General features: G+C 72.5%; 5 protein-coding genes and 1 pseudogene. 1 reads left to right on the top strand and 5 read right to left on the bottom strand.

Features of this window, described 5'->3' with window-relative positions:
- Positions 1–31: 31 nt before the first annotated feature.
- Genes ACY5KJ_RS14150 through ACY5KJ_RS14160 form a run of 3 tightly spaced genes read right to left on the bottom strand, consistent with a single transcriptional unit; the run spans position 32 to position 2,102 of the window.
- On the bottom strand, positions 32–931 hold the full coding sequence (locus ACY5KJ_RS14150; protein WP_462203557.1) for an NAD kinase: 900 nt from the start codon (positions 929–931) through the stop codon (positions 32–34).
- Complete coding sequence (locus ACY5KJ_RS14155; protein ID WP_462189098.1) at positions 928–1,797, bottom strand: TlyA family RNA methyltransferase; 870 nt, start codon at positions 1,795–1,797, stop codon at positions 928–930. Before ACY5KJ_RS14155 ends, ACY5KJ_RS14150 begins: the two co-directional genes overlap by 4 nt.
- A 17-nt stretch (positions 1,798–1,814) precedes the next feature.
- The gene (locus ACY5KJ_RS14160; protein WP_462189096.1) at positions 1,815–2,102 is read right to left on the bottom strand and encodes a hypothetical protein; all 288 of its coding nucleotides are present in this window, start codon (positions 2,100–2,102) and stop codon (positions 1,815–1,817) included.
- 289 nt (positions 2,103–2,391) lie between these two features.
- Here ACY5KJ_RS14160 and ACY5KJ_RS14165 point away from each other — a divergent pair.
- Positions 2,392–2,729, top strand: a pseudogene (locus tag ACY5KJ_RS14165) (alkyl sulfatase C-terminal domain-containing protein).
- Positions 2,730–2,770: 41 nt separating this feature from the next.
- On the opposite strand, the gene ACY5KJ_RS14170 reads toward ACY5KJ_RS14165, so the two are convergent.
- Together ACY5KJ_RS14170 and ACY5KJ_RS14175 are read right to left on the bottom strand one after the other, a co-directional pair.
- Complete coding sequence (locus tag ACY5KJ_RS14170) at positions 2,771–3,916, bottom strand: HAD-IIA family hydrolase (protein WP_462203559.1); 1,146 nt, start codon at positions 3,914–3,916, stop codon at positions 2,771–2,773.
- 185 nt (positions 3,917–4,101) lie between these two features.
- The gene (locus ACY5KJ_RS14175; protein WP_462189093.1) at positions 4,102–4,647 is read right to left on the bottom strand and encodes a tetratricopeptide repeat protein; all 546 of its coding nucleotides are present in this window, start codon (positions 4,645–4,647) and stop codon (positions 4,102–4,104) included.
- Between the last annotated feature and the right edge of the window lie 135 nt (positions 4,648–4,782).

Below are 4,782 nucleotides of genomic sequence, written 5' to 3' on the forward strand. Positions count from 1 at the left end.
GGCCAGGGGTCCCCGCGTCGCGGCGAAGTCGCTACGCGGGGGAGGCACGTTGGTTGCGTCCTCGCCAGCCTTCCACCGGAAGGCCAAACTTGGCGACGAGACGATCAGTGAACGGCAGCGGATGCACCACGGCGAGCCGCACCGGTTGGCGGCCGCGGACCACCTCGACCCGCGACTCGGGGGGCACCTCGACGAACCGCCGGCCGTCACAGTAGAGGACCGCGGGCACCGGCGGCAGGATCTCCACGGCGACCGCGGAGGCCGGCGCCAGCACGAGCGGCCGGGCGAACAGCGCGTGCGCGCTGATCGGGGCGACCAGCAGGGCCTCGACGCCCGGCCACATCACCGGACCACCGGCCGAGAAGGCGTAGGCGGTGGATCCGGTGGGCGTCGAACAGATCACCCCGTCGCATCCCCACCGGGACAGCGGACGCCCGTCAATCTCCAGCACGCATTCCAGCATCCGAGCGCGCTCGGCCTTCTCCAGGGACATCTCGTTGAGCGCCCAGCCGGTATAGGTGACCTCGCCACGCCGCCGGACCGTGACGTCGACCGTCATGCGTTCCTCGACCGTGTAGTCCTTGCGGACGACGTGCTCGATGGTGGATTCCAGCGCGTCGGGTTCAGCCTCGGCGAGGAACCCGACGTGCCCGAGGTTCACGCCCAGCAGCGGGGCGTCAGCGGTGCGGGCCAGCTCCGCGCCGCGCAGCAGGCTGCCGTCGCCGCCGAGGACCAGCACCAGTTCCACCCCGACGGCCGCGTCGGCGTCGTGCGGCACGATGTTGGCGGCGGTCAGGTCGAGCATCTCCGCCTCGTCCCGCAGCACTCGCGGCGACACCCCGGCTGCGGCCAGGCCCTCGATGACCCAATGGGCGCTCTCCCGGACCACCGAGCGGCGGGGATGGGTGACAACGAGGATCTCCCGCGTCATGCCCGACGCCCCGATCCCGCGGGGCCGGCGGCGATCGCCCCGGCCAGGACGTCCGCGTCGAGCGGTGGGGCCCCGGCGACCAGCCACAGCAGGTACTCGACATTGCCCGCCGGGCCGGGCAGCGGACTCGCCGTGACACCACGCACGCCGAGATCTAGCATGGCTGCGGACGTGGCCACGTCGCGGACCGCCTCGGCGTGCAACGCGGTGTCGCGCACCACCCCGCCTGGCCCGAGCCACTCCCGGCCGACCTCGAACTGGGGCTTCACCAGCAGCACGAAATCGGCGTCTGGGACCGCGCAGGCGCGCAGCGCGGGCAGCGCCAGGGCCAGCGAGATGAACGACAGGTCCCCGACGACCAGGTCGACGCGGTCACCGATCTCGGCGGGCGTCAGGTTCCGGGCGTTGGTGCGGTCGAGCACGCAGACCCGGGGATCGCAGCGCAGCCGCCACAGCAACTGCCCGTAGCCGACGTCCACGGCCACGACGGAGGCCGCCCCGTACCGCAGCAGCACGTCGGTGAAGCCGCCGGTGGAGGCACCGACGTCCAGGCACCGTCGACCGGCCACGACCAGCGTGGGGCCGGTGGAACGCGGGATTTCGACACCCGGCCCCGGTTCCGGTGCGGGGACCCCGAAGGCCTCGAAGGCACCGAGAAGTTTGTGCGCGCCGCGGGAGGCGTAGCCGGGATCGTCCCCCTTCGTCACCGCGATGGAGGTGGATCCGTCGACCACCGTGGCGGCCTTCGTGGCAGGAATGCCGCCGACCAGCACCCGACCCGCGGTGATCGCCGCAACGGCCTGCTCCCGGGACCGGGCGAGACCACGACGGACAAGTTCGCTGTCCAGACGCGTCCGGCGGGACATCGTGACCCCGGAGCGACTCACCGCACCGGCCGGATCATGCCCGGCCCGGGCCGCGGCCCTCCCGTGGGACGCGCCCCGGAACGCGCCGGAACGGGCACGCCCGGCCCGGCCGCGCCCCCAGCGCCCTTGACGTGGTCAGCGCCCTTAACCTGGTCAGCGATCCCATCCAGGTCCGCCAGTGCCCCGGCCAACCGGCGGTTTATCTCCTCGAAGACCTCGACATGCGCGGCCGTCGGTAGGACGTCGAGCATGTCCAGCCGGCCAAGGGCGTCGCGAACCTCGGCGGGCAGATTCTCGGTGTTCACGTTGTCAGCCTCCCGCACTCACGGCCGCTGACGCGACGGACCCTGGCGGCGTGCGTCATGCGACGAATCTCATGTCCTGTCCACTCCTCGTCCGGCCGGATCCGCCCTCGGCCGGCCCGGGACCTCACCCCGGGTCCGTCAGGACCACCGGAGATCGGCTCGCAACCGGTGTAAACTCGCCCACCACGCGGGTCGTCCCGCCCGGAACACCTACTCCCACGCTAGTGTCCCGGACACGCCGGGCCGAGAGGGGCACAGGTCGAACAGGCCGAGAGGAGGACCGGCCGGGATGGCCGACAGGTCGCAGTGCGAGGCCGCGCTCCATGCTCTCGCCGCCCGCCTGGATGGGCTCTCCGCCGACGGCCGTCCCCCGCGTGCCCCGGATCGCGTCATCGTCTGCCGTATCCCCGATCTCGATGCCGTCTTCTCCGGGGAGCTGCGTGACGGCTGCCTGCGGCACATCGGCGAGGGCACCCGCGACGACGCCAGATCATCCTAACGCTGGACAGCGACGACCTGGTGGCGGTCGCCGAGGGAAGGCTTCCCGCGATGACCGCCTGGGCCAGTGGACGGCTGAAGGTGGACGCGAGCGTGCGGGATCTGCTGCGGGTCCGCTCGCTGCTGTGACGATGCGCCTGTTCGCCGACGATGCTCCAAGGCGCCGGGACTCAGGCGGGCGCCACGGGCTCCAGCGCCCGGGGCGCCGGAGCCATCAGGTCCTCGCAGCCCGGCGGGCGTCGCGCCGCGATCGTGTGGACGGCGACGCCCCTGTCCAGGGCGGACCAGACTGTGGCGCAGGCGGCCCGCAGCCCGTCCAGCCCGTCGGTGCCGTCCCCGTTCCACGTGTCGTCGCCCGGCACATCCCAGTCTGACGCATTCCCACCGGAATGACCGCTACCCGAACGATCGCCACCCGACGCGTCATCGCCCGGCCCGTGGCTCTCACCCGACCCGTGGCTCTCACCCGACCAGTGCAGCGTCCCCTCCTCGACCCGGCTGCTCCAGACGCCGCAACGATAGGCGTGGTTCCCCAGCTCCGGGACGGCCTTCACCGGTGGCGCCGCCCGGAGCAGCCCGCGCAGGTCCGCGGCGACGAAGTCGGGACGGTGCGGAGCGGGAGCGGCGAGCAGGTCCCCGGGGGTCGTCACCCCGGTGAAGACGAGCAGGGTCGGCGTCGACGTCCGGTGACCGGCCTCGATGTCGGTGTCGAGCCGGTCACCGACGATGAGGGGTGTCCGGGCTCCGCTGCGCCGCATCGACTCGCGGTGCATCGCCGACTCGGGCTTGCCGGTCACCACCGGCTCGCGGTCCGTGGCGGCCCGCAGGAAGGCGATGACGGATCCGTTGCCGGGCGCGACGCCCCGCTCGGTCGGCACGGTGCGATCGGCGTTGCTGGCGATCCACAGTGCTCCGGCCCGGATGGCATAGGCCGCCTCGGCGAGGCGGGCATAGGTGAGATCCGGGTCGAACCCCTGGACCACCGCCGCCGGATCGTCCTCGGCCGAGTCCACCGGGACCAGGCCCTCCTCCGTCACCGCCTGTCGAAGTCCCCGCCCTCCGGTAATGAGCACCCGGGATCCGGTGCCCAGCCGTTCAGCCAGGACGTGCGCCGCTGCCTGCGCCGAGGTGACGACGTCCTCGGTTTGCGCCGGTACGCCGAAGCCGCGCAGGCGGGCGGCGACCTCGGCCGGCGGGCGCAGTGCGTTGTTCGTGACGTACACCGTGCGCATCCCCCGGCGGCCCGCGGCGGCGATGGTGTCCGCCGCGTGCGGCACGGCGGTGCCCCCACGGTTGACGACACCGTCAAGATCCATCAGGGCGACGTCGAACAGATCGGCCAGCGGCCGGTCCGTCCCACGCAACGGCCCGGGGAAGCCACCGGAAGGCACGGAGAAACCAGAAAACACGGAAGACGACGAAGCGGAGGAGACCGCGGAAGAACTGGCTGACGAAGAGCTGGCTGACGTGGTCTCGTCCGCGGGCACGGCGGCCGGCCGGGTCACGCTCGGGCCAACGCCGCGCGGGCGCCACGCAGCGCGACATCGTAGTGTCGGATGTCGGGACGCATCGCCACGGCCAGCGCCAGATGCTCCACGGCCACCCGAAGATCACCGATCTTGCGGGCGGACAACCCGAGGCCGAACTGGGCGTAGTCGTCGGTGGGATGCCGATCCACGATCCAGGCGAAGGTCTCCCGGGCCGCGCCGTACTGACCGGCGGTGAACTGCGCCCGGGCCAGCGCCTCCCGCACGCTCGGCGAGGCGGGTTCGGCCGCGACGGCGTGGGCCAGCAGCTGCACCGCGGCATTGGCGTCCCCGTGGCCGAGCAGCGCCATCCCCCGGGTGTACCAGTCGTAGACCTCACCCGCCGGTCCCGGCCGGGACCGGTCCGCACCGTCATCCCCCCAGGACGTCACCTCGGACGGCACCGAGCTGGATCTATCACGTCGTCCGCGGGCGGGCAGCCCACCGGGCATCTCGTCCGGTACATCCCCCGGAGGGCCGGTCTCCTCGGACATCTTCACCTCCACTACACGGATGATCATCTGTCGCCTCGCCAATCCTGAGCACCGGGCACGGGCCTCGCGCCGGGCTCCGCCGCACCGTGGCGCCCTCGGTGCGCATCACCGCCTCTCACCCGAGGAACACCTCCGGATCCGGAATCACTCCGTCCGCCACCG

The organism is Frankia sp. CcWB3, assembly GCF_977927595.1.